Origin of the sequence: Duganella sp. Dugasp56 (assembly GCF_047304105.1) — a bacterium.
In the GTDB taxonomy this organism is placed as follows: Bacteria; Pseudomonadota; Gammaproteobacteria; order Burkholderiales; family Burkholderiaceae_D; genus Rugamonas; species Rugamonas hordei.
Map to the genome: position 1 here is coordinate 30,189 of NZ_JBGLYQ010000029.1, position 23,646 is coordinate 53,834.

Here is a 23,646-nt window from a genome sequence, read left to right on the forward strand (position 1 = left end):
CATTTATCAAACCGGAGTGCTGAAGATGAGCATAGCTGCACCGTCCAACCCGAAGGAAATCACTCTTCGCGGCATTATTCTGGGCATTCTGATTACGCTGGTGTTTACGGCGGCTCAGGTCTACCTCGGCCTGAAAGTAGGTTTGACTTTCGCCACCTCGATCCCGGCGGCCGTCATCTCGATGGCGCTGCTCAGCGCCTTCAAGGATGCCACCATCCAGGAAAACAACATCGTCCAGACCATCGCCTCGGCCGCCGGCACGCTGGCGTCGGTGATCTTCGTGCTGCCAGGCCTGCTGATGGTGGGCTGGTGGGCCAAGGTGCCGTTCTGGCCGACCTTCGGCGCCTGCGCCATCGGCGGCGTGCTGGGCGTGATGTACACGATGCCGCTGCGCCGCGCGCTGGTGTCGCAGTCCGACCTGCCCTACCCTGAAGGCGTGGCCGCGGCCGAAGTGCTCAAGGTCGGCATGGCCTCGCGCGCCGGCGCCGCCGAAGGCAAGGCCGGCCTGTGGGCGGTGATCTGGGGCAGCGTGGCCTCGGCCGTCTTCGCCGCCGGCGCCGCCGTCAAGCTGATGGCCGGCGAAGTGTCGATCTACTTCCGCACCGGCGCGGGCGCCACCGGCATCGGCGCATCGAGCTCGCTGGCGCTGATCGGCGCCGGCCATCTGATGGGCATCACCGTCGGCGTCGCGATGCTGGCCGGCCTGGTCATCGCCTGGGGCATCATGGTGCCGCTGATGACGTCCCTGACGCCGGCCGCCGCAGGCGTCGACGCCGCCGGCCACGCCTTGGGCATCTGGTCCAAGGAAGTGCGCATGATGGGCGCCGGCGTGATCGGCATGGCGGCGATCATCACGCTGGCCGGCCTGGCCAAGCCCATCCTCGGCGGCCTGAAGTCGGCGATGGAGTCGTCGCGCAAGGCCAAGGCCAACGGCGGCGTGCTCGATCGCACCGAACAGGATCTGCCGATCTTCGTGGTCGGCCTGGTCACGCTGCTGTCGATGGTGCCGGCCGGCTGGCTGCTGGCGAGCTTCCTGCAAGGCGGCCCGCTGGCCTCGCTGGCGTTCCCGCTGGTGGCCGTCGGCATCGGCTACATCCTGATCGCCGGCATGTTCGCCGCCGCCGTCTGCGGCTACATGGCGGGCCTGATCGGCTCCTCCAATTCGCCGGTGTCCGGCATCGCCATCCTGACCATCCTCGGCGCCGCGCTGAGCGTGGGCATGGTCGGCCGCAGCGTCATGGGCCCGGAAGTGGCGCAGGCGCTGATTGCCTACGCGCTGTTCGTCACCACCGTGGTGCTGGCCGTCGCCGTGATCGGCAACGACAACCTGCAGGACCTGAAGACCGGCCAGCTGGTCGACGCCACGCCATGGAAGCAGCAGGTCGGCCTGCTGATCGGCGTGGTCGCCGGTTCGTGCGTGGTGCCGCCGGTGCTGGAGCTGCTCAATCACGCCAACGGCTTCGTCGGCGCGCCCAACCTCAATTCGATCTCGGACCAGCCGCTGGCCGCGCCGCAGGCGCTGCTGATCTCGACCCTGGCCAAAGGCGTCATCGGCGGCCAGCTGCGCTGGGACCTGCTGGGCTACGGCGCGCTGGTCGGCCTGCTGCTGGTGCTGATCAACTACGGCCTGAAGAAATCCAGCAACGGCAAGTACAGCCTGCCGCCGCTGGGCGTGGGCCTGGCGATCTACCTGCCGAGCGCGGTGATCACGCCGGTCTGCATCGGCGCCGTGACCGGCTACCTGTTCGACCGCGCGATGGAGCACAAGGTCGGCGGCGACACCGCCAAGCGCCTGGGCGTGCTGGTGATGTCCGGCTTCATCGTCGGCGAGAGCCTGTTCAACGTCGCGCTGGCCGGCCTGATCGTGGTGTCGGGCAAGGGCGAGCCGCTGGCCATCGCCAACTCGCTGAGCGAGGCGCACATGATGATCATCGCGCTGGTCGTCGGCGTCGCCGTGGTCTGGGGCCTGTACCGCTGGTCGGCCAACAACGGCCGCGCCGTCAACGCCTGATCCGCATCCGCCAGACACAGAAGCCGCCCGTTCCGCCGGGCGGCTTTTTTTACGTCAGAGCTCCGCCAGCGCCTTCAGGTGCGCGACCACGCTGCGGCCCAGGGCCGACAGGTTGTAGCCGCCTTCGAGGCAGCTGACGATGCGGCCCTTGGCGTACAGGCGCGCCACCTCCATCACCTGCTCGGTCATCCACGCGTAGTCGGCCTCCACCAGGCCCATGCCGCCGATGTCGTCCTCGCGGTGGGCGTCGAAGCCGGCCGAGATGAAGATCATCTCCGGCTTGAAGGCATGCAGCGCCGGCAGCCACTGTTCGGTGACGACGCGGCGCACCACGTCGCCCTTGCTGTGCGCCGGCACCGGCACGTTGACCAGGCGCTCGGTGATCGGCTCCGGCTCGCAGTAGGGATAGAACGGGTGCTGGTAGAAGCTGACCATCAGCGCGCGCGGCTCGGCGATCAGCGCTTCCTCGGTGCCGTTGCCGTGATGGACGTCGAAGTCGACCACGGCCACCCGCGCCAGCCCGCGCGCGTCGAGCGCGTGCTTGGCGGCGACGGCCACGTTATTGAACAGGCAAAAGCCCATCGGCTCGACCGGCCGCGCGTGGTGGCCGGGCGGGCGCACCGAGCAGAAGGCGTTCTGGATCTCGCCGTCGATGACGGCGTCGGTCGCGGCCACGGCGGCGCCGGCGGCGCGCTGCGCGGCCAGCCAGCTGTAGGCGTTGAGCGAGGTGTCGCCATCGATCGGATAGGTGTCGCCCGGCGCCGGCACGTTGTCGCGCACGATGGCGATGGCGTTCTGGCTATGGTTGCGCTCGAGGTCCTCGATCCGCACCAGCGGCGCCTCGCGGTGCTCGAGCAGGTCGCTGATGTGCGATCCGATCAGCTGGTCGGCAATCGCCTGCAGGCGCGCCGGCGATTCGGGGTGCCAGTCGCCCATGTCGTGGCGGGCGCAATCGGGATGGCTGTAGATGGCTGTGGTCATGGTATTTTGTACTGCGGATCAATCTGTATCCTCTGCGCAGTTTCTCGCATAGAATCCGGTAAGCGCTAATCTACCACACATACCATGTACACAAAATTGCACGCCGTCGCCAGGCAGGTTGGCCACATCATCGTCGGCAAGGACCTGCAGATCCGCCAGGCGCTCACTTGCCTGCTGGCCGGCGGCCACCTGCTGGTGGAGGACGTGCCGGGCGTGGGCAAGACCACGCTGGCCCACGCGCTGTCGCTGTCGCTGGGGCTGCGCTTCAACCGCGTGCAGTTCACCAGCGACCTGCTGCCGGCCGACGTCAACGGCATCTCCATCTACGAGCGCGAAAAGAACGGCTTCGTGTTCCATCCGGGCCCGATCTTCACCCAGGTGCTGCTGGCCGATGAAATCAACCGCGCCACGCCGAAGACCCAATCCGGCCTGCTGGAGGCGATGGAGGAGCGCCAGGTCAGCGCCGACGGCGTCACGCGCGCGCTGCCGGAGCCGTTCTTCGTCATCGCCACGCAAAACCCGACCCACCAGATCGGCACCTTTCCGCTGCCGGAGTCGCAGCTGGACCGCTTCCTGATGTGCCTTTCACTGGGCTACCCGGACGCCGCCGCCGAGCGCGCGCTGCTGATGGGCGAGGACCGCCGCGTGCTGCTCAAGTCGCTGAAGCCGGCGATGACGCCGGCCGAGCTGGCCGCCGCCCAGCAGGAGCTGCGCCGCATCCACGCGTCGCCGGCGCTGATCGACTACGTGCAGGCGCTGGCCGCCGCGTCGCGCCAGAACGGCCTGTTCGCCGAGGGCATGAGCCCGCGCGCGGCCATCGCGCTGCTGCAGGCGGCGCGCGCCTGGGCCGCGCTGGAGGGCCGCGACCACGTGCTGCCGGAGGACGTGCAGGCGGTGCTGGTGCCGGTGTGCGCCCACCGTTTGCGGCCGCTGAAGTCGGCGCACGGCGTGGCGCTGGCCAGCCGCGACCTGGTGCTGCAGCTGCAAAAATCGGTGCCCGTCTAGGCAGCCATGGCCGCGCCGCTGCAAAGTCTCTACCGCAAGGCCCGCGACAAGTGGCTGTTCCAGCTGCGGGACAGCGAACCGGGCGTGGTGACGCTGACGATGCGCCGCGTCTTCATCGTGCCGACCCGCCCCGGCCTGGCCTTCTGCGGCCTGCTGCTGGTGATGCTGATCGGCGCGCTCAACTACAACCTCGGCCTCGGCTTCGCGCTGACCTTCTTTGCCGGCGCCTGCGCGGTGGCCGACATGTACCTGACCGCGAAGAACCTGGCCATGCTGCAGCTGGCGCCGGGCCGCGCGCAGCCGGTGTTCGCCGGCGAGGAGGCGCAGTTCGAGCTGCACCTGAACAACCGCGGCAAGCGCGATCGCTACGCCGTCTGGCTGGGCTTCCAGGCCGACGGCGAGCCGCGCCAGGCCACCGACGTACTCGCCGGCGGCAGCAGCGCGGTGCGGCTGTCGGCCGCCAGCGGGGAGCGCGGCTGGCTGGCGGCGCCGCGCGTGCGCCTGGTCACCCGCTTTCCGCTGGGCCTGTTCCGCGCGTGGAGCTACTGGCGGCCCGACCTGAAGGTGCTGGTGTATCCGGCGCCGGAGACGCCGGCGCAGCCGCTGCCGTCGAGCGGCGCGGCCAGCGCGGACGGCCACGGCACCGTGGGCCTGGATAACTTCGCCGGCATCCGCAGCTACCAGCCGGGCGATCCGATGCGGCACCTGGCCTGGCGCCAGATCGCGCGCCACGATCCGGCGCTGGGCGGGCAGCTGGTGACCAAGCATTTCGACGGCGGCGCGGTGGCCGAGCTGTGCCTCGATTTCGCCGAGCTGCCGCTGCAGATGGAGCTCGAACAAAAGCTGTCGCGCATGACGCGCTGGGTGCTGGAGGCCGAGCAGCGCGCCCTGCCCTACACCTTCCGCCTGGCGCAGCACGAATACGGCCCGGCGCTGGGCGACGCCCACCAGGCGGCCTGCCTGCGCGCGCTGGCGCTGTTCGGGCACGCCTCATGATGTCCTGGTTGCGCCATCTGCCGCGCGACAAGTCCGACACGCTGTTGCTGCTGGCGGCCGCGCTGATGGTGCTGGCGCCGCACTTCGAGCACCTGCCGGCGTGGATCACCGCCACCGTGTGCGGCACGCTGCTGTGGCGCGCCGCGCTGACCTGGCGCGGCAAGCGCATGCCGCCCTTGTGGCTGCTGCTGCCGGTGTCGATGGCGGCCATGGCCGGCGTCTGGCGCAGCTACCACACGCTGCTGGGGCGCGACGCCGGCGTGGCCATGCTGGCGCTGCTGCTGGCGTTCAAGCTGCTGGAGATGCGCGCCAGGCGCGACCTGTTCGTGGTGGTGTTCCTCAGCTTCTTCGTCCTGCTGACCAACTTCTTCTATTCGCAGACGATGCTGACCGCGCTGTGCATGGGCGCCACGCTGATCGTGCTGCTGACGGCGCAGATGTCGTTCCAGTACACCGGCGCCGTGCCGCCGCTGGCCGCGCGCCTGCGCATGGCGGCCCGGATCGCGGTGCTCGCCGCGCCGCTGGCGGTGCTGATGTTCTTCGGCTTCCCGCGCATCCAGGGTCCGCTGTGGGGCCTGCCGGGCGACGCCCACACCGGCCACACCGGCATTTCCGACAGCATGGCGCCGGGCACGCTGTCGTCGCTGGCGCAATCGGAGGCGGTGGCCTTCCGCGCGCGCTTCCTCGACGACCTGCCGCCGCCGCCCAAGCATTTGCTGTACTGGCGCAGCATCGTGCTGGGCGACTACGACGGCCGCACCTGGACCCGCGTGCCGCGCCGGCGCGGCCAGCCGCGGCAGGAGATCGCCATCGCCATGCGCGGCAAGCCGCTGCGGCTGCAGGTCACGCTGGAGCCGGGCAACACGCGCTGGCTGGCGGCGCTGGAGCTCAGCGGCCCGGAACTGAAGCTGGCCGGCTACCGCGTGCGCGATTCCGACGAGCTGGAATTCTTCACCACCGATCCGCTCACCCAGCGCGTACGCTACGAGACCACCGCCTGGACCGATTTCACCATCCAGGCCGACGACGACCCGCGGCGCATGGCGCGCTGGACCGAGCTGCCGGCCGGCTTCAACCCGCGCACCTTGGCGCTGGCGCGCCAGCTGCGCCATGCCGATCCGGCGTCCGGCACGCCCCTGCCGCCGCTGCCGGCCGCCGACTCGGCCGCCCTCGCGCAGCAGCTGCTGCAGCGCTTCCACGACGGCGGCTACAGCTACACGCTGCAGCCGCCGCTGCTGGGCCGCGACGCCGTCGACGAGTTCCTGTTCAACAGCAAGGCCGGCTTCTGCGAGCACTACGCCGGCGCCTTCGTGGTGCTGATGCGCGCCATGGGCATCCCGGCGCGGGTGGTGACCGGCTACCAGGGCGGCGAACTGAATCCGGTCGACGGCTACGTCACCGTGCGCCAGTCCGACGCCCACGCCTGGGCCGAGTACTGGAGTCCCGGCCGGGGCTGGCGCCGCGTCGACCCGACGGGCGCCGTCGCCCCCGAGCGCATCGCCCAAAACCTGGCGCGCGCGCTGCCGCAGACCTCCGCCTTCGGCCTCGGCCCCTTGATCGACTTGCAAAACGATCCCAATTCGTGGCTGGCGCAACTCAGATTTAACTATGCCGCGTTGAATAATTGTTGGAATCAATGGGTCCTGGATTACAATCCAGATAGGCAGCGAAGTTTCCTTGAAGAACTAGGCGCGGCCTTCGCCAACTGGCGCAGCGCACTGGGCGCGGCGCTGGTGTGCGCCCTGCTGTACGGGCTGCGCTGGCGGCGGCAGCGGCGCCCGGCCGATCCGCTCGACGGGCTGTACGACGCCTTTTGCCGGCAGCAGGCGCGCCACGGTTATGCGCGCCGCGCGGACGAAGGGCCGCACGCTTACGCGGCGCGGCTGCGCGCGATGCCGGCCAGCGGGGAGAAACACGCGGCCATGGAACAATTTTTATCCCTGTACGGTACGCTGAAGTACAGCGCGGCAGGGGCCGAACCACGATCATCGTCGCTAACGACGCTGAAAACACTGCTACCTCTATGCCGATGAAGACTCTGATTACCGCCCTGCTGCTGGGCGCCGCCACCCTGGGCCAGGCCGCCGCCGTCGATCCCTACGGCTACAAGCTGCCGCCGAGCATGCAGCCGAAGAAGAAGCCGGCCGTGGTCAAGAAGAAGGGCCCGCCGCCGATCGACTACGTCGGCGAGTTCGTCAACTTCGGCGAGTGGAAGGACGTGCGCGCCTTCCTCGACGACGTGGCCGGCCGCGACGGCTTCGACCGCGCCGCGCTGAACACGCTGATGGGCCAGGTGCGCTACGTCGATTCGGCGGTGCAGCTGGTCAAACCTGCGCCGCCGGGCAAGCCGAAGAACTGGCAAGCCTACAGCCGGCTGATCATCGATCCGGCGCGCATCGACGGCGGCGTCAAGTTCTGGAACGACAACCGCGAGGCGCTGGAGCGGGCCGAGTCGCTGTACGGCATCCCGGCGGAAATCCTGGTCGGCATCATCGGCGTGGAAACCGTGTACGGCCGCAACACGGGCCGCTTCCGCGTCGTCGACGCGCTGACCACGCTGGCGTTCTCCTATCCGGAAGCGCCGCAGCGCAGCGAGCGCATGGCCTTCTTCCGCAGCGAGCTGGAAGCGACCCTGCTGTTCGCGCGCCAGAACGGCATCGATCCGCTGTCGCTGCGTGGCTCGTTTGCCGGCGCCATCGGCATGCCGCAGTTCATGCCCAGCAGCGTGATGAAGTATGCGGTGGACTTCGACGGCAGCGGCCAGGTCGACCTGCTCGGCTCGAGCACCGACGCCATCGGCAGCGTGGCGGCCTTCCTGGCCGGCCACGGCTGGGAGCGCGACAAGGGCGGCCCGCTGGTGTACTCGGCCAGCGTGTCGCCGAACCGCGCCTGGGAACGCATGATCAACCAGGGCCTGAGCGCCAAATACCCGGCGCAGGAGCTGGCGGCGGCCGGCGTGACCACCGCCATCCCGGTGCCGGAGCAACAGACCTATGGCCTGGTGGACTTGCAAAACGGCGCCGAGCCGACGGAATACTGGTTGGCCAACAATAATTTCTTTGCGATCACTCAATACAACCGCAGCTATTTCTACGCGATGTCGGTGGTGGAGCTGGGCCGCGCGGTGCGGCTGGCCCGGGGCGGATTGTAAGGAAGCGTAAAGTGCCTTGTTGCGCGGCTTTGCTGCTTGTATTGTTTAGTTGACACTCGGAAATTATTTGTCCACACTTGTGATAATTGCAGGCAAAAGTCAGCGCGCTTACAACAAAATTATCTTATAATTAACTTTATCAGTTAATCAAAAGTGTGCACTCTCAGCATATCATATGAGTGGGTGTATAATTCTCACACAATGTTGCAACCGGACAACAATACCCTATGGGCAATCAGGTTTTTTTATTGCTTATGAGTATTAGATGGCGTGTTGTTGTAGAATTGTGTATATATTATGAAACTTGTTATCCCGGAATCCGTGTCCGTGTTTGAATTCGTTCCTTGGTAAGGATGAACATTAACGCAGCAAAGCGAGCTCCGAGTGTTGTACTTTGCAGGACAACTTTATCAGAAGGAAAAGACGAAATCATGACAAACCAAGTCGGCATAGATATGAACAACGATGCGGATGGCGATGATCTGCTGCAATACAATCCCAACCGCCTGCTCGATACCCTGATCGAGAACCTGCGCCTGAAAAACGACGCGGCCCTGTCGCGCGCGTTGGAAGTGGCGCCGCCGGTGATCAGCAAGATCCGCCACCACCGCCTGCCGGTCGGCGCCTCGCTGCTGATCCGCATGCACGAGGTGAGCGATCTGAGCATCCGCGACCTGCGTTACTTGATGGGCGACCGCCGCAACAAGTTCCGCATCAGCGACAAGCAGTTCAAGCCTAAAGAAGGCGAACCAGGCGGCGGCCAAGGCTGATCGAGCCGTTGTCCTGCTTGCACTCCCTCCCCCTTACTCGGGGGGCGAGGGAAGTAATGCCTTACGCCACGCCTTAGCCGCGCCTTAAGCCGGAAATACCCCGGTCGACAGGTAGCGGTCGCCGCGGTCGCAGACGATGAACACGATGGTCGCGTTCTCCACCGTCTGCGAAATGCGCAGCGCAATCTCACAGGCGCCCGCCGCCGAAATCCCGCAGAAGATGCCTTCCTCGGCCGCCAGCCGGCGCGCCATGCGTTCGGCCGCCGCCTGCGACACCGATTCCACCTGGTCCACCCGCGAACGCTCGTAGATTTTCGGCAGGTAGGCTTCCGGCCATTTGCGGATGCCGGGGATCGACGAGCCCTCTTCCGGCTCGGCGCCGATCACCTGCACCTGCGGGTTCTGCTCCTTCAGGTAGCGCGACACGCCCATGATGGTGCCGGTGGTGCCCATGGCGCTGACGAAGTGGGTGACGCGGCCTTCGGTGTCGCGCCAGATTTCCGGGCCGGTGCCCTCGTAGTGGGCGCGGGCGTTGTCGAAGTTGCCGAACTGGTCGAGGATGCGGCCCTTGCCGTCCTTCTGCAGCTGCTCGGCCATGTCGCGCGCGTACTCCATGCCGCCGGTCTTGGGCGTCAACATGATCTGCGCGCCGTAGGCGGCCATGCTCTGGCGCCGCTCGATGCTCAGGTTCTCCGGCATCAGCAGCAGCATCTTGTAGCCGCGCAATGCGGCCGCCATCGCCAGCGCGATGCCGGTGTTGCCGCTGGTGGCCTCGATCAGCGTATCGCCGGGCTTGATGTCGCCGCGCTCTTCCGCGCGCTTGAGCATCGACATGGCGGCGCGGTCCTTGACCGAGCCGGCCGGATTATTGCCTTCGAGCTTGCCGAGAATAATATTGTTGCGGGCCAGCGCATCGGCGCCGGGCAACCGGGTCAGCTGCACCAGCGGTGTGTTGCCGATCGTGTCTTCCAGAGTCTTGTAAGCCATCGTGTTCTATCTTCAGTGAATTGCGCCAAAACAGGCATTTTAATCCGAGTTGGACTTGCGCGTATTGCAAGCCCTGGCCCGGCTCCTCCGTATGGGGGAAACGGGGTGGAAGTTTTGGACTGCGAGGGCCGCATGCGATAGACTTGCACCATTTCTGCAACCCCTTTCATTTTCCGGAATCGTCATGGCCACCACCTCCACGGAACTGCTCCCCGAAGAAACACCGGACGAGCCCACGCCGCGCCCCCTGATCGACGTGGAGCAACGCCGCCACCAGATTTTCCCCACGCTGAGCGCGGTCGACGTCAAGCACATGATGCGCTTCGGCCATGTGCGCCACTTCAGCGACGGCGACATGATTTTCGAAGCGGGCAAGACCAGCTTCGGCCTGATGCTGGTGCTCAAGGGCGGCATCGTCGTCAGCCGCTACGACGGACTGGGCAACACCTCCTACATCACCACCCACACGCGCGGCCAGTTCAGCGGCGAAGTGGCGCAGCTGTCGGGCCGCCCTTCGCTGGGCAACGGCGTGGCCGAGGGCGAGGTCGAGGTGCTGGTGGTACCGTCCGAATCGCTGCGCGCGCTGCTGGTGGCGCACGCCGACCTGGGCGAGCGCATCGTGCGCGCGCTGATCCTGCGCCGCGTCGGCCTGATCGAACAGAATTCCGGCGGCCCGGTGATCGTCGGCCCGCGCGGCCACGGCCGCATCCACACGCTGCAAAGCTTCCTGGCCGCCAACGGTCATCCGCACGTGGTGCTCGATCCCGAGCTGGACCAGCAGGCCGCGCAGCTGATGGCGCACTACCAGCCCAAGCCGGAAGAGCTGCCGCTGGTGGTCTGCCCGGACGGCATCGTCAAGAAAAACCCGACCGTGGTCGACATCGGCCGCTGCCTCGGCATGCTGCCCGACATCGACAGCGAAAAGATCTGGGACGTGATCGTCGTCGGCGCCGGCCCGGCCGGCCTGGCGACGGCCGTGTACGCCGCATCCGAAGGCTTGTCGGTGCTGGCGCTGGAAACGCGCGCCTATGGCGGCCAGGCGGCCGCCAGCGCGCGCATCGAGAACTACCTGGGCTTCCCCACCGGCGTCTCCGGACGCGCGCTGGCCGGCCGCGCCTACGTGCAGGCGCAGAAATTCGGCGTCGAGGTGGCGATCCCGGCACCGGCCGGCCGCCTGGTCTGCGACACCTATCCGCTGCAAGTGGAAATGTGCGGCAGCCTGCAGCGGCTGAAGGCCAAGACCGTGGTGCTGTCGTGCGGCGCCCGCTATCGCCGGCCGTCGCTGGCCAACCTCAAGCAGTTCGAGGGCAAGGGCGTGTACTACTGGGCCTCGCCGATCGAGGCGCAGCTGTGCAAGACCGAGGAAATCGTGCTGGTCGGCGGCGGCAACTCGGCCGGCCAGGCCGCGGTGTTCCTGTCGGGCCACGCGTCCAAGGTGCACATGCTGATCCGCAAGGACAGCCTGGCTTCCACCATGTCCAGCTACCTGATCGAACGCATCCAGGCGACGCCGAACATCGAGCTGCACACGCACTCGGAAATCGTCGCGCTTGAAGGCGACGAGGACGGCCTGAAGCAGGTGCGCATCCGCAATTCGCAGAGCGAGCAGGAATGCGACTACGACGTCTGCCGCGTGTTCCTGTTCATCGGCGCCGATCCCAACACGGCGTGGCTCAGCGATTGCGGCGTGGACGTCGACAGCCACGGCTTCATCCGCACCGGCTTCGACGTGACCAAGGCGCAGTGCAAGGCCAATTTCGCGCACGGCGTGTATCCGAAGGAATTGCCGTCGCGGGCGGCGCTGGAGACCAGCGTGCCGGGCGTGTTCGCCATCGGCGACGTGCGCGCCACGTCCACCAAGCGGGTGGCGGCGGCGGTCGGCGAAGGCGCGGCGGTGGTGTCGCAGATCCACCAGTTCCTGGCGAACTTGCCTGCGGATAAGGTCTACAACTAGGACAGGCATGCCCGATTCCCCTCCATGAGGGGGATCGTTCTCTTTTGGCGTTCTCTTTTTGTCTCTTCTTATCAGTTTTGAACTTCGATTTCGTTCGACTGTCTAACAAACAGTAAGAGAAGAAAAACGACAAAATCCTGAAGGAGAAAGAGCATGAACCCTCTCACGCATTCGAAACCGCAGCCCACATCGGCCATTCCTCCTGCCGCGCTCGCTGAACTGCAGGACTACCTGCGCCAGAGCGGCAGCACGTTGTCTCCCGCCGAGGCGATCTCCCACGCCATCAAACTCTGGATAGCCAGGGACCGTGACGACGCGGCGCCGATGCGCGGCTATCAGTGGAAACAACTATTCCTGCCCGATGCGACGCGTCTCCGCGTGCACATGAACAATGAATGGCATATCGCCGAAGTCAGCGGCGACGACTTGATCTACGAAGGCCGCGCCGTTTCGCCCAACCAGATGGTGCAACAAGTGACGGGAGGTGGCCGCAATGCATGGCGCGAGCTGTGGATACGCTTCCCCGGCGAAAAGACCTGGGTCAACGCCGCCAGTCTGCGCACCCGGCAAAGCAAGCAGGCCGCCACGCCGCCGCTGTCGCCGGCCGATGCGATGGCGGCCGCCGCCAAGTCGATGAGCGTCGCACTGAGCACCGCGCTGACGCTGGTGGAACACGCCAATCACCAGGCGCAAAACACGCTGGAGCGCCGCCTGCCCCGCTATCGCCGCGAGATCGACCAGATGGACGATATCCACTGAGGCATCATCATGCCCGCCCAAGACGGCGCAGCTGCGCCGCCTGATAGGCGCCGAAGGCGTCGTTGAACAAGCAGCGTATCAACGGGTCGTCGACGATGTCGGCATCGGCCGGCGCGCCGCTGATGCGCATGTACATCGACGTCAGCGACTCGCCCAGCGCCAGGCCGGCGTACAGCTTGGCCATCGGGATTTCGGTATGCCAGGTCGGTGCCTCCCCGTCGCCGGTCGCTGCGATGGCATCGCCGTGGATACGGTAGCGGAACTGGTGGACCGTGCCCGCATGGTCGTACAGCGACAACTGCCAGATGCACGGCGTGGCGAAGTAGCTGTCCGCCGGCAGTTCCATGTCCGCGTATTTTTCGGCCAGGCCGGTGCGGCAGTAGTCCAGCACCTGCGCGGTCTGCTGGTCGCCGAGCGCGGCGAAATGGCTGGCGATCTCCGAGGTCGGCGGCGGCGCGATATCGGGACGGTAGTCGTAGTCGACATCCTGCTCGCCAACGGGCAGCACCCAAGGCAGCGGCGCGGCCGGCGTCAACGCATGCGGCGTCAGTTCGAAGGAGACCGATGGATTGAGCCGCACGACGGCGGCGCCGGGCAGCCATCCACTCACCTCGTCGGCGAACTGGCGGTAGGTGATCGGGAACAGAGCGTGGTTGTACCAGGACCACGGCTCCTGCACGAACTGGCAGGAACTGGGGACGACGTAGCGCGGTGCCAGCGCGCGCAGCTGCTCCGGCCATTCCTCGGGCAGCACGCTGGCCGCGCGGGGATCCGGCGCTCCCGCGCGCGACGGCGCGATGACGTCGATCTCGCGCATGGTCTGGAATGGCCACAGCACCATGTCCCACGGCGCGTAGGCCTTCAGTTGCTCCAGCGTTTCCGGGTCCATCCACGAATCGACCACGTTCAGCACGTTCAGGCCGGCGGCGCGGATGTGGAACATCGAATCCACGTCCGAGTCCAGCGCCTTGCGCGGAATGACTTCGAACGCCCCCACCCGCACCGGCGCGTCGACCGCCAGCGCCTGCACATTGGTGAAGCCAAGTTGCCGTATCATCGCGAACAGCTCGTCGAACAGGCAGTACAGATAAACCGGCGTGGCGCGATCGAGCAGGTCGAGGCTCTCCATCGAGCAGTGGTCGTCGTGGAAGTGGGAGATGAACACCGCATCGGGCTTCATGCCGCGTATCCGCGCATGATCGAAGCGCACGTCCGGGAAGGCGTGACAGTTCCTGCTGAACGGGTTCTCGAAGATCGGATCGAATGCGATCAGCGTGCCGTCGCATTCGAAGACATAGCCGGCGTGCAGGATGCGAGAGATTTTAAGCGTCATCCCGCCATGTTAGCACCGCAGCGATGACGCTGCGGTTTGCCGGCCAGCATGAGACTTACTTGGCGGGGGCGGCGGCCTTGTCGGCCTTGGCGGCGGTTTTGTCAGCCTTGGCGGCCGCCTTGTCCGCTTTGGCCGCAGGCTTGTCGGCCGGCGCTGCCATCGGCGCGCCATCGAGCGGCTTGCCGTTCACGGTCAGGCCAGCCTGCGACAGCTTGACCGCGCTTTTCTCGCCGATGCCCTTGACGCGCTTCTCCAGATCCGGCCAGTCCTTGAAATCGCCTTTCTTGCGCTCTTCCAGGATGGCCTTCGATTTGGCCGGGCCGATGCCCTTGATCGAATCGAGCGCGGCCGCGTCGGCCTTGTTGACGTCGACTTGCGCGAAAGCGAAGCTCATGGTTGCAATCAGGGTTGCAACTGCCAGCAATAGTTTCTTGAACATGTCTCTATCTCCGTTGTGGGTGAAAAGCAAGGGCGACAATCGCGCCTTGAGTTCCCTTAACGGCCAACCTCGGCCGCGGTTGACAACGCGGCCTTTGACATGGATCAAGCGCTGAACAGCTCCTCGCGCGTGACCGTCGCCGTGCCCAGCTTGCCGACCACGATGCCGCCGGCGCGGTTGGCCGTCTGCACCGCCTCGTTCCAGCCGGCGCCCGCTCCCAGCATGCAAGCCATGGTCGCGATGACGGTGTCGCCGGCGCCCGAGACGTCGAACACCTCGCGCGCCTGCGCCGGCATGTGGAACTGCGCGCCGTCGGTGTACAAGGTCATGCCCTCTTCCGAGCGGGTCAGCAGCAGCGCGTCCAGCTTCAGCTCCGCGCGCAGCTGCTGCGCCTTGGCCGTCAGCTGTTCCTCGCTGTTCCAGCTGCCGACGATGCGCTTCATTTCCGACTTGTTCGGCGTCAGCACGGTGGCGCCGGCGTAGCGGGAAAAATCGTCGCCCTTGGGATCGACCATCACCACCTTGCCGGCCGCGCGCGCCGAGGCGATCATGTCGGCCACGTTGACCAGCGAACCCTTGGCATAGTCCGACAGCACGATCACGTCGTAATCGGCCAGCAGCGCCTTGAACTGCACCAGCTTGTCGCGCAGCACCGTGTCGGTGGGCGCCTCCTCGAAATCGATGCGCACCATCTGCTGCTGGCGCCCGATGACGCGCAGCTTGATGATGGTGGAGATGGCGTCGTCGCGCTTGAGGTAGCTGTGGATGCCGCCGCCCTGCAGCAGCTGCTCCACCTCGGTCCCCGCCTCGTCGGCGCCGACCACGCCCAGCAGGCCGGCATGCGCGCCCAGCGCGGCCGCGTTGCGCGCCACGTTGGCGGCGCCGCCCAGACGCGCCTCGCGCTTCTCGATGCGCACGATGGGCACCGGCGCCTCCGGCGAGATGCGGCTGACGTCGCCGAACCAGTAGCGGTCCAGCATGACGTCGCCGACCACCAGGATGCGCACCTGGTCCAGCGCGGGGGTTTGATACGTCGTCACGGCAGTGCTCACGGCAACCTCTTCAAGTGCGGGTCAGGATGGAACGGCCGATGCCGTGGTATTCGAAGCCCGCTTCGGCCATCACTTCCGGCTCGAACAGGTTGCGGCCGTCGAAGATGATGGCCTGCTTCAGCGCGGCCTTGATGCGGTCGAAGTCCGGGCTGCGGAAGGCCTTCCATTCGGTGACGATCACCAGCGCCTCGGCGCCGGTCAGCGTATCCATCGGGCTGGCGGCGAAACGCACGCGCGCCATCTCCTCGGCGTTCAGGTCCAGCCCCAGCACGCGCTTGGCCTCGGCCATCGCCACCGGATCGTAGACCGCCACAGTGGCGCCGCCGTCGAGCAGCTGCTTGAGCAGCACGCGCGCCGGCGCTTCGCGCATGTCGTCGGTGTTCGGCTTGAAGGCCAGGCCCCACACGGCGAAATGCTTGCCGCGCAAATCGTCGCCGAAGCGCTTGACCACCTTCTGCCCCAGCACCAGCTTCTGCTTGTCGTTGACCGCCTCCACCGCGCGCAGGATCAGCAGGTCCTGGTTGTACTGGCGCGCCGTGCGTTCCAGCGCCTGCACGTCTTTCGGGAAGCAGGAACCGCCGTAGCCGGCGCCGGCGTACAGGAAGCTGTGGCCGATGCGCGGATCGGAGCCGATGCCGTGGCGCACCGCCTCGATGTCGGCGCCCACCTGGTCGGCCAGGTTGGCCAGTTCGTTCATGAACGAGATGCGGGTGGCCAGCATGGCGTTGGCCGCGTACTTGGTGAATTCGGCCGAGCGCACGTCCATCCAGAAGGTGCGCTCGTGGTTGCGGTTGAACGGCGTGTACAGCTTCTTCATCAGGCCGTGCGCCTTCTCGCCTTCCGCCGTGCTGTCGCAGCCGATGACGATGCGGTCCGGCCGCATGAAGTCTTCCACCGCCGCGCCCTCCTTGAGGAACTCCGGATTGGACACCACCGAGAAGGTCGACCCGTCGCCGCGCGCGGCCAGCTCGGCCTGCACCGCCGCCTTGACGCGGTCCGCCGTGCCCACCGGGACGGTCGACTTGTCGACGATGACCTTGAACTCGGTCATGTGGCGGCCGATGTTCTTGGCGGCGGCCAGCACGTACTGCAGGTCGGCCGAGCCGTCTTCGTCCGGCGGCGTGCCGACGGCGATGAACTGCAGGCAGCCGTGCGCCACCGAGGCGGCGACGTCGGTCGAGAACTGCAGGCGGCCGGCGGCGCGGTTGCGCGCCACCACTTCCTCCAGGCCCGGCTCGTGGATCGGGATGCCGCCGTTGTTGAGCAGGTCGATTTTCTTCTGGTCGACGTCGAGGCAGAACACGTCGTTGCCCAGTTCGGCGAGGCAGGCGCCGGTGACGAGGCCTACATAGCCGGTGCCGATAATTGTAATTTTCATGTGTATTCCGCCTTCTTGTTAGCAGCGCTGCCGCCCCGCCGTCATTCCCGCGCAAGCGGGAATCCATGCTGAGTATGGGTTCCCGCCTGCGCGGGAACGACTGCGGCGGCGCCGTATTTAATTCATGACATTCAGTTCTTCGGTGCGGCGCGGCGGGTAGGTCTCCCAGCGGCTGCATCCCGGGCACTGCCAGTAGAACTGGCGCGCCTTGAAACCGCAGTGGCTGCACTGGTAGCGCGCCAGCTTCTGCGTATAGCCGTGTACCAGGTTCTTCACCATCGACAGTTCCGGCACCAGGTTGGCCGGCGCATCCATCAGCCGCGCCTCCAGCAGCTTGTCCAGGCCCAGCAGGGTCGGCGTGCGGCGCAGCTCGTTGCTGACCAGCTGCTTGGCCGCGTCGACGCCGTCCAGCTCCAGCACCGCCTTGTACACCACCTCGATCAGGTCGATCGACGAGGCCTGCTCCAGATAGGACTTGAGCAGGCTGACGCCTTCCTGCGGGCGGCCCACCTTGCGGTAGGCGTCCATCATGCGCTGCGCCACCAGCGCCGTGTGCGGCACGCTGATCTGCTCGACGCGGCGCCAGGTCATCAGCGCGCCCTCGACGTCGCCCTGCGCCAGCTGGGCGTCGCCGGTCAGCATCGTGGCGCGCACGTTGACGCGGTCGGCCTGCAGCGACTTCTCCAGCAGCGGCAAGGCGTCCTCCGGATGCATGTGCACCAGCGCGTCCTGCGCCAGCTCGCAGTAGAACTGGGCGATTTCCTTCTGGCGCGAGCCGGCGCCCGATTCCTGCAGGCCGATGGCCGCCTCGATCGCGCGCGGCCATTCCTTCTCGCGCTGGAAGATCTCCAGCAGCGCGCGGCGCGCCTGCACCGCGTACTGGCCGCTGACCATCGAGGTGAAGGTTTCCTCGGCGCGGTCCAGCAGGCCGGCCTTCAGGTAGTCCATGCCCAGCTCGTACTGCGCGTGCTCCTTCTGCTCCTGCGGCAGGTCGGGACGCGACAGCAGGTTCTGGTGCACGCGGATGGCCCGCTCGGTCTCGCCACGGCGGCGGAACAGGTTGCCCAGCGCGAAGTGCATGTCGGCCGTTTCCGGGTCCAGCCGCACGATCTCGATGAAGGCGTCGATCGCCTTGTCGGGCTGCTCGTTGAGCAGGAAGTTCAGGCCCTTGAAGTAGCCGCGCGGCAGCGTGCGCGATTCGGACACCAGTTGACGAATGTCGACGCGCGCGGCGACCCAGCCCAGTCCGAAGAAGACCGGGATACCCAATAACCACCAGAGTTCGAATTCCATGCTTTGTGTTTTTTATTGTGTATTGATGCTGTCCGGCTGCGGCTGGACATTGGGCTGCAGCGCCGAGCTTTGCAGCGTCGAGATCGTGGTCTTGTGTTTGTTCGTTTCGCGGCGGTGGCGGAACACCGTCGGCGTCAGCGCCAGCACGCCGAGGAAGGCGCCGGCCACGAAGAAGCCGAGCAGCATCAGCACCAGCGGCCCGTGCAGGTCATAGTGGAGGAAAAAGTGCAGGTCGACTTCCTGCGTATTTTTCAGGGCAAAGCCAAAAAACAGGACGAAAAGAACGAATCCAATAATCGTGGAGATGAATTTCATTGGCCAGGTTTCCTGTTCAGTATTTCTAAAAAAAAGCGGCATCCGTAGACGCCGCTTTTATTTTAACTCATCAGACGCTTCAGTCCTCGATGATCGGTTGCCCGACCATCGCGTCAACCCGCTCGCGCAATTGCTTGCCCGGCTTGAAGTGAGGCACCCGTTTTTCGGGCACCATCACCTTGTCGCCCGACTTCGGATTACGTCCGATACGCGGTGGCCGGCTGTTGAGGGCAAAGCTGCCAAAACCGCGGATCTCGATGCGCTGACCGGTCGCCAGGGCGTTGGTCATCGCATCCAGTATGGTCTTGACGGCATACTCCGCATCTTTGGCCACCAGCTGAGAATAACGCTCAGCCAGGCGGTTGATCAACTCGGACTTAGTCATCGACTAGTTCTTAGTTCTTGTTGTCGAGCTTAGCTTTCAGCAGCGCGCCCAGGCTGGTGGTGCCCGAAGCTGCGTTGCTGTCGCCAGCGATCTTCTGCATGGCTTCCGCGGTTTCAGCGCTATCTTTCGCTTTGATCGACAGCTGGATGCTGCGAGCTTTGCGGTCGATGTTGATGACCAGGGCTTCGACGGAATCGCCAACCTTCAGGTGGGTACCGGCATCTTCCACGCGGTCGCGGGAGATTTCGGATGCACGCAGATAGCCTTCGACTTCTTCGGACAGTTGGATCACGGCGCCTTTAGGCTCCACCGATTTCACGGTGCCGGTCACCAGCGCGCCCTTGTCGTTCATGGCGGCGAAGTTGTTGAACGGGTCGCCTTCCAGTTGCTTGACGCCCAGGGAAACGCGCTCGCGCTCGACGTCGATGGCCAGAACGATGGCTTCCAGTTCGTCACCCTTCTTGAAGCGACGCACGGCTTCTTCGCCGGTTTCGGTCCACGACAGGTCGGACAGGTGCACCAGGCCGTCGATGTTGCCGGCCAGGCCGATGAACACGCCGAAGTCGGTGATCGACTTGATCGCGCCGCGGACTTTATCGCCCTTCTTGTGGGTCACGCCGAAGTCATCCCATGGATTCGCTTTGCACTGCTTCATGCCCAGCGAAATACGGCGACGCTCTTCGTCGATTTCCAGTACCATCACTTCAACTTCGTCGCCCAGCTGGACAACTTTGTTTGGCGCGACGTTTTTGTTGGTCCAGTCCATTTCGGAAACGTGCACCAGGCCTTCGATGCCTTGCTCGACTTCCACGAACGCGCCGTAGTCGGTCAGGTTGGTGACTTTACCGAACAGACGGGTGCCTTGTGGGTAACGACGGGACAGACCGGTCCAAGGATCGTCGCCCAGCTGCTTCACGCCCAGCGAGACACGGTTCTTCTCTTGATCGTACTTCAGGACCTTGGCGGTGATTTCCTGGCCGACGGTCAGCACTTCCGATGGGTGACGCACACGACGCCATGCCAGGTCGGTGATGTGCAGCAGGCCGTCGATACCGCCCAGATCCACGAACGCGCCGTAGTCGGTGATGTTCTTGACCACGCCGGTAACCACGGTGCCTTCTTTCAGCGTTTCCATCAGTTTCTGACGCTCTTCGCCCATCGAAGCTTCGATGACGGCGCGGCGGGACAGAACCACGTTGTTACGCTTGCGATCCAGCTTGATCACTTTGAATTCGAGGGTCTTGCCTTCGAACGGGGTGGTGTCCTTGACCGGACGGGTGTCGACCAGCGAACCCGGCAGGAAAGCGCGGATGCCGTTGGTCAGAACGGTCAGGCCGCCCTTGACTTTGCCATTGACGGTACCGACGACGATCTCGCCCGATTCCATGGCTTTTTCCAGTGCCAGCCACGACGCCAGACGCTTGGCCTTGTCGCGCGACAGGATGGTATCGCCGAAACCGTTTTCCAGCGATTCGATCGCCACGGAAACGAAGTCGCCTACTTTGACTTCCAGTTCGCCGTGGTCGTTCTTGAATTCTTCAACAGGGATGAATGCTTCCGATTTCAGGCCGGCGTTGACGATCACGAAGTTGTGATCCAGACGAACGACTTCAGCCGAGATCACTTCGCCCGAACGCATGTCTTGACGCGACAGGGATTCTTCGAAGAGGGCTGCAAAACTTTCCATATTAGACATTGTAACTTCCAGGTTACCAACAAGGCTCGCGATATGCGACTTCAGTTGGGTTAGGGTTGAAAAAACCGGGGCACTCAGAGCTTGCCCAGGCACGTACTATTTACCGACGGCCGCATACCACTGCAACACCTGATCGACCGCTGCCTCAGCGGTCATGTTCGAGGTATCAAGCACATGCGCCCCCTCTGCGGGGACCAGCGGTGCGATGGCCCGATTCGTATCCCGGTCGTCGCGCGCCTGCAAATCCATCAGTAGGTCTTCCATATTAGCAGAAAACCCCTTGTCAATCAATTGCTTATATCGACGCTCGGCCCGCGCCGCCACGGAGGCGGTCAAAAACACCTTCAACACCGCGTGCGGGAAGATCACCGAGCCCATGTCGCGCCCGTCCGCCACCACCCCCGGCGCCTTGCGGAAACCCAGCTGCAGCCCCACCAGCGCGTGGCGCACGGCGGGAAATGTTGCAATTTTTGAAGCGGTGTTGCCCACCTCTTCCGCCCGGATGGCGTCGCTGACGTTTTCGTGCGACAAGATGATGTCGCCGCCCTGGAAGCTGCACTGCAGGTGCTCGGCCAGCTTGGCCACGGCGTGCTCGTCGGCCAGGTCGGTGCCGCGGCGCAGCGCCGACAGCGCCGTCAGCCGGTACAACGCGCCCGAATCCAGGTAGTGGAAGCCGAGCTTATCGGCAACGCGATGCGCGACCGTGCCCTTGCCGGATGCGGTCGGGCCGTCGATGGTGATGACTGGAATTGGGGAAGTTACCATTTAGTTCACTTTGCTTATTTGCACTTCTTATTTTGCGATCGCCGCGAACGCCGCGAAATACTCCGGGAAGGTCTTGCCGACGCACTTGGGATCGTTGATGCGCATGACGTTGCCCTTGCGCGCGGCGCCGTCCAGCGACACCAGCGAGAAGCACATCGCCATGCGGTGATCGTCGTAGGTATCGATGGTAGCAGGCGTGATGACCGCCGGCGGGGTGACCTTGATGTAGTCCGGGCCCTCCTCGACGATGGCGCCGACCTTGCGCAGCTCGGTCGCCATGGCGGCGATGCGGTCGGTTTCCTTGACGCGCCAGCTGGCGATGTTGCGCAGCGTGCTGGTGCCGTCGGCGTACAGCGCGGCCACGGCGATGGTCATGGCCGCGTCGGGAATGTGGTTGAAGTCGGCGTCGATGGCCTTCAGCACGCCGTTCGAGCGCGCCTCGATCCAGTTGTCGCCCATGGTGATCCGCACGCCCATCTGCTCCAGCGCGGCGGCGAAGCGCACGTCGCCCTGGATCGAATCCTTGCCCACGCCCTCGACCCGCACCGGACCGCCGGCGATCGCGCCGGCCGCCAGGAAGTAGGACGCCGACGACGCGTCGCCCTCGACGTGGATGGTGCCCGGCGACTGGTAGACCTGGCCCGGCTCGATGGTGAACGACTCCCAGCCGTTCTGCTCGACCTTGACGCCGAAGCGGCGGATCAGGTTCAGCGTGATTTCGATGTAGGGCTTGGAGATCAGCTCGCCGACCACGTCGATGGCGATCGCGTGCTCGCGCGCCATCAGCGGCGCCACCATCAGCAGCGCGGTCAAAAACTGGCTGGAGACGTCGCCGCGCACCGACAGGCGCCGCGCGTGGATCTTGCCCTGCTTGATGTGCAGCGGCGGGAAGCCCGGGTTGCCGGTGTATTCGACGTCGGTGCCGGCGGCGTTGAGCGCGTCGACCAGGTCGCCGATCGGGCGCTCGTGCATGCGCGGCACGCCGTGCAGCGTGTAGTCGCCGCCGATCACGGCCAGCGCGGCGGTCAGCGGACGGATCGCGGTGCCGGCGTTGCCCATGAACAGGTCGGCCGATTTGTTCGGCAGCACGCCGGCCACGCCCTTGACGTGGTGGATGGTGCCGCTGGCGGTTTTCTCTTCGGTCCACTGCACGCCCAGCGCACGCAGGGCGGCCAGCATGACGGCGGTGTCGTCCGAGGCCAGCAGGTCGACGATGGCGACGTCGCCCTGCGACAGCGCCGACAGCAGCAGGATGCGGTTGGAGATGGATTTCGAGCCCGGCAGGCGCACGGCGCCCTCTACGTGGGCGACGGTGGGGAGATCGATAAATTCGTGGGTCATGCCGTTTCCTTATGCGGCGGCCGGAGTACCGTCGCCCTCGCGAAAGCGGGGGCCCATAGAACGCAAGCTCAGTATGGATTCCCGCTTTCGCGGGAACGACGGCGCCGCGGCCTCCTGTTAATCTGCGCGGTTAAACTTCTTTCGCTTGCGACGGCGGCGCCTCGGCCGCCTCGATCGCTGTGATCCACTGGTGGCGGGCATGCTGGGCGTTGCTGTACACGCGCTCCAGCCCTGCCCCGTCGCCAGCGGCGAGACGGGCCCTCAAGCCCGTCAATTGTGCCAGATACGCATCCAGCTCCGTCAACAGCGCCGACTGGTTGGCCAGGCTGATGTCGCGCCACATCTCGGGCGACGATCCGGCGATCCTTGTGAAATCGCGAAAACCGCTGGCCGCATACTGGAACAGTAAATCCGCATGCGGCTTGTTGGCGATGTCGTCCACCAGCGCATACGCCAGCAAGTGCGGCAGATGGCTGACGGCGGCAAACACCTTGTCATGCTCCTGCGGCGTCAAACGATGGATGACCGCATCGCAGGCCCGCCACGCCGCCGCCACGCGCTCGATATCGTCGGCCGCGTTTTCATCCAAGGCCGTCAGCACCACCTTCTTGCCGACGTACAGATCGTCGATGGCCGCCTCGGGACCGTTGGTCTCGCGGCCGGCGATCGGATGGCCCGGCACGAACTGGGCGATCTTGCCGCCCAGCGCGCGGCGCGCCGACGCCACCACGTCGGACTTGGTGCTGCCCGCGTCGGTGACCACGGTGCCCGGCCGCAGGTGCGGCGCGATCGCGGCCAGGATGGCCTCGGTCTGCGCCACCGGCGCGGCCAGCAGCACCAGGTCGGCGCCGGGCAGCGCCTCGCTCATATCGCCGCCGATGACGTCGATGATGCCCAGCTCCCGCGCGCGCTGCAGCGAGGCGGCCGAGCGCCCCATGCCGACCACGCTGCCGACGGCGCCGGCCTTCTTCAGCGACCGCGCGAACGATCCGCCGATCAGGCCAACGCCAAAGATGACGACTTTGTTCAGCATCA

At 65.7% G+C, this 23,646-nt stretch carries 21 protein-coding genes; 8 read left to right on the forward strand and 13 right to left on the reverse strand.

The features are described 5' to 3' along the window. The first annotated feature begins 25 nt into the window (after window positions 1–25). Window positions 26–2,011 (forward strand): OPT family oligopeptide transporter, encoded by a 1,986-nt coding sequence (locus ACCD07_RS20250; protein ID WP_176655098.1) that lies wholly within the window; start codon window positions 26–28, stop codon window positions 2,009–2,011. A 54-nt stretch (window positions 2,012–2,065) separates the two neighbouring features. Here ACCD07_RS20250 and ACCD07_RS20255 read toward each other — a convergent pair whose 3' ends face one another. Beyond that, window positions 2,066–2,992, reverse strand: a complete 927-nt coding sequence (locus tag ACCD07_RS20255) for a histone deacetylase family protein (RefSeq protein ID WP_176655097.1) — start codon at window positions 2,990–2,992, stop codon at window positions 2,066–2,068. 84 nt (window positions 2,993–3,076) lie between these two features. On the opposite strand from ACCD07_RS20255, the gene ACCD07_RS20260 reads away from it, so the two are divergent. The 5 genes from ACCD07_RS20260 (at window position 3,077) to ACCD07_RS20280 (ending at window position 8,914) form a co-directional block, all read left to right on the forward strand. Further along, the gene (locus ACCD07_RS20260) at window positions 3,077–3,997 is read left to right on the forward strand and encodes an AAA family ATPase (protein WP_176655096.1); all 921 of its coding nucleotides are present in this window, start codon (window positions 3,077–3,079) and stop codon (window positions 3,995–3,997) included. A 6-nt stretch (window positions 3,998–4,003) separates the two neighbouring features. Then, window positions 4,004–4,993, forward strand: coding sequence for a DUF58 domain-containing protein (locus ACCD07_RS20265; RefSeq protein ID WP_413448373.1), 990 nt, complete (start codon window positions 4,004–4,006; stop codon window positions 4,991–4,993). Continuing rightward, on the forward strand, window positions 4,990–7,026 hold the full coding sequence (locus ACCD07_RS20270; protein WP_413448374.1) for a transglutaminaseTgpA domain-containing protein: 2,037 nt from the start codon (window positions 4,990–4,992) through the stop codon (window positions 7,024–7,026). The genes ACCD07_RS20265 and ACCD07_RS20270 overlap by 4 nt, the downstream gene beginning before the upstream one ends. Beyond that, complete coding sequence (mltB, locus tag ACCD07_RS20275) at window positions 7,017–8,144, forward strand: lytic murein transglycosylase B (protein WP_413448375.1); 1,128 nt, start codon at window positions 7,017–7,019, stop codon at window positions 8,142–8,144. Before ACCD07_RS20270 ends, mltB begins: the two co-directional genes overlap by 10 nt. Window positions 8,145–8,575: 431 nt before the next feature. Further along, window positions 8,576–8,914, forward strand: coding sequence for a hypothetical protein (locus ACCD07_RS20280; RefSeq protein ID WP_166107892.1), 339 nt, complete (start codon window positions 8,576–8,578; stop codon window positions 8,912–8,914). An 84-nt stretch (window positions 8,915–8,998) separates the two neighbouring features. On the opposite strand, the gene cysM is transcribed toward ACCD07_RS20280, so the two are convergent. Continuing rightward, window positions 8,999–9,901, reverse strand: coding sequence for a cysteine synthase CysM (gene cysM, locus ACCD07_RS20285; protein ID WP_353400680.1), 903 nt, complete (start codon window positions 9,899–9,901; stop codon window positions 8,999–9,001). A gap of 184 nt (window positions 9,902–10,085) precedes the next feature. On the opposite strand from cysM, the gene ACCD07_RS20290 reads away from it, so the two are divergent. Together ACCD07_RS20290 and ACCD07_RS20295 are read left to right on the forward strand one after the other, a co-directional pair. Continuing rightward, a complete protein-coding gene (locus tag ACCD07_RS20290; RefSeq protein WP_413448376.1) occupies window positions 10,086–11,855 on the forward strand; it encodes an FAD-dependent oxidoreductase in 1,770 nt (589 codons plus the stop codon). Window positions 11,856–12,008: 153 nt separating this feature from the next. Continuing rightward, window positions 12,009–12,614, forward strand: a complete 606-nt coding sequence (locus ACCD07_RS20295; protein ID WP_413448377.1) for a hypothetical protein — start codon at window positions 12,009–12,011, stop codon at window positions 12,612–12,614. 7 nt (window positions 12,615–12,621) lie between these two features. On the opposite strand, the gene ACCD07_RS20300 is transcribed toward ACCD07_RS20295, so the two are convergent. The 11 genes from ACCD07_RS20300 to ACCD07_RS20350 all read right to left on the reverse strand — a co-directional run bounded on the left by ACCD07_RS20300 (window position 12,622) and on the right by ACCD07_RS20350 (window position 23,644). Then, a complete protein-coding gene (locus ACCD07_RS20300; RefSeq protein WP_413448378.1) occupies window positions 12,622–13,947 on the reverse strand; it encodes an MBL fold metallo-hydrolase in 1,326 nt (441 codons plus the stop codon). A 55-nt stretch (window positions 13,948–14,002) separates the two neighbouring features. Next, window positions 14,003–14,386 (reverse strand): ComEA family DNA-binding protein, encoded by a 384-nt coding sequence (locus tag ACCD07_RS20305; RefSeq protein WP_353400675.1) that lies wholly within the window; start codon window positions 14,384–14,386, stop codon window positions 14,003–14,005. 104 nt (window positions 14,387–14,490) lie between these two features. Continuing rightward, window positions 14,491–15,438, reverse strand: coding sequence for a D-glycero-beta-D-manno-heptose-7-phosphate kinase (rfaE1, locus tag ACCD07_RS20310; RefSeq protein ID WP_176655087.1), 948 nt, complete (start codon window positions 15,436–15,438; stop codon window positions 14,491–14,493). A gap of 10 nt (window positions 15,439–15,448) precedes the next feature. Next, window positions 15,449–16,816 carry a UDP-glucose dehydrogenase family protein gene (locus ACCD07_RS20315; RefSeq protein WP_413448379.1) on the reverse strand — a complete coding sequence of 456 codons (1,368 nt, stop codon included), beginning with the start codon at window positions 16,814–16,816 and terminating at the stop codon, window positions 15,449–15,451. A gap of 117 nt (window positions 16,817–16,933) precedes the next feature. Then, complete coding sequence (lapB, locus tag ACCD07_RS20320) at window positions 16,934–18,109, reverse strand: lipopolysaccharide assembly protein LapB (RefSeq protein WP_176655085.1); 1,176 nt, start codon at window positions 18,107–18,109, stop codon at window positions 16,934–16,936. A 12-nt stretch (window positions 18,110–18,121) separates the two neighbouring features. Next, on the reverse strand, window positions 18,122–18,424 hold the full coding sequence (locus ACCD07_RS20325) for a lipopolysaccharide assembly LapA domain-containing protein (RefSeq protein WP_176655084.1): 303 nt from the start codon (window positions 18,422–18,424) through the stop codon (window positions 18,122–18,124). A 79-nt stretch (window positions 18,425–18,503) separates the two neighbouring features. Next, a complete protein-coding gene (locus tag ACCD07_RS20330) occupies window positions 18,504–18,809 on the reverse strand; it encodes an integration host factor subunit beta (RefSeq protein ID WP_008446215.1) in 306 nt (101 codons plus the stop codon). Window positions 18,810–18,819: 10 nt separating this feature from the next. Next, entirely contained in the window at window positions 18,820–20,496 is a 1,677-nt protein-coding gene (gene rpsA / locus ACCD07_RS20335; RefSeq protein WP_176655229.1) for a 30S ribosomal protein S1, read from the reverse strand. Between the two features lie 105 nt (window positions 20,497–20,601). Then, window positions 20,602–21,270: a (d)CMP kinase gene (gene cmk / locus ACCD07_RS20340; protein ID WP_176655083.1), complete on the reverse strand. Its 669-nt coding sequence runs from the start codon at window positions 21,268–21,270 to the stop codon at window positions 20,602–20,604. A 27-nt stretch (window positions 21,271–21,297) separates the two neighbouring features. Beyond that, on the reverse strand, window positions 21,298–22,611 hold the full coding sequence (gene aroA, locus ACCD07_RS20345; RefSeq protein ID WP_413448380.1) for a 3-phosphoshikimate 1-carboxyvinyltransferase: 1,314 nt from the start codon (window positions 22,609–22,611) through the stop codon (window positions 21,298–21,300). Window positions 22,612–22,741: 130 nt separating this feature from the next. Next, window positions 22,742–23,644 (reverse strand): prephenate dehydrogenase, encoded by a 903-nt coding sequence (locus ACCD07_RS20350; RefSeq protein WP_413448417.1) that lies wholly within the window; start codon window positions 23,642–23,644, stop codon window positions 22,742–22,744. Window positions 23,645–23,646: the final 2 nt, after the last annotated feature.